2 pseudogenes are annotated in these 1353 nt (G+C 59.9%); both read right to left on the bottom strand.

The features are described 5' to 3' along the window. Positions 1–186: pseudogene (locus ASU03_RS18580) on the bottom strand (hypothetical protein); the annotation flags it as partial. 515 nt (positions 187–701) lie between these two features. After that, positions 702–1353, bottom strand: a pseudogene (locus ASU03_RS18575) (ammonium transporter); the annotation flags it as partial.

Genomic DNA, 1353 nt, shown 5'->3' with positions numbered 1-1353 from the left:
GGCTTCAACGCTCGGCAACTCGTCAACCGACACAGCAGCCTTGGCCTTGCCTTTGGCTGTCGGGGCCGGCGCGTCATCGCCGCCGTCGTCGTCAGCTACGTCTTCGCCAGCCGCCTCAAGACCTTCTTCGGTTTCATCGTCGTCCCCTACTCCCAGGTCGTCGTTTTCCATATCATCGTCGCTCATGTTCTACCTCATGCCTTGCGTAACGCAGCTTAGTTATAGCCCAGCTTCACCATCTGTCGCATGCTGCCGGAAAAAAACCAACGTCCACCGGATAACCAGTGGCTTATGCCCCATCACCATGCAAAGTGGCGTGGACTTCACGAGCACCGACATGATCACGCTGCTCGTCCAGATACACGCTTTGCCATGTGCCCATCACCAACTGGCCGGTCTTGACCGGCAAACTCAGTCGGTGGCCCTACAGGCTCCCCTTGAAATAACCCGGGGCCTGGCCCGCAGAGTAATCAGAGCCTGTTGCCACCTACAGTTATGCGCCCATCGGCGCGCATTCTAGCGCGCTCTGGGAAAAAACAAAGTGCCGAATACGCCTACATGCCTGTAAGACATTCGCACAGTGAAAAGTACCTTGTGGATCCGATCACAAACTCGGCACAAAAAATCTCACACGCTGTCATAACAGCAAATACAAGACAAAAAAATGCCCGGCAAGCCGGGCATGTTTTTTTCAAGCGTACTTACAAGTTGTAGCCGCGTTCGTTGTGCTCCGCCAGGTCCAGGCCAACAGCCTCTTCCTCTTCGGTTACCCGCAGGCCAATGGTCAGGTCCAGCGCCTTGAGAATCCCAAAGGTCACGATACCGGTATAGATCACGGTGAAACCAACGCCCTTGGCCTGGATCCAGACCTGTGCAGCGATGTCGGTCACCGTGCCGAAGCCACCGAGGATCGGGGCTGCGAACACACCAGTGAGGATCGCGCCGACGATACCGCCGACACCGTGCACACCGAAGGCATCCAGGGAGTCATCGTAGCCCAGCTTGCGTTTGAGGCTGGTGGCGCAGAAGAAGCGGATCACACCCGAAGCCAGGCCGATCACCAGGGCGCCCATCGGGCCCACGGTACCGGCGGCCGGCGTAACGGCCACCAGACCGGCAACCACACCGGAGGCGATGCCCAGGGCGCTTGGTTTGCCGTGGGTGATCCACTCGGCGAACATCCAGCCCAGTGCCGCAGCAGCGGTGGCGATCTGGGTCACCAGCATCGCCATGCCGGCCGTGCCGTTGGCCGCAGCGGCGGAGCCGGCGTTGAAGCCGAACCAGCCGATCCACAGCATTGCCGCACCGATCAGGGTGTAGCCCAGGTTATGCGGGGCCATCGGCGTAGTCGGG

This window comes from Colwellia sp. TT2012 (genome assembly GCF_001440345.1).
Classification (GTDB): domain Bacteria; phylum Pseudomonadota; class Gammaproteobacteria; order Enterobacterales; family Alteromonadaceae; genus Colwellia.
Note: the sequence above shows the minus strand (reverse complement) of the source record. Positions and strands in the feature narration are given on the sequence as shown.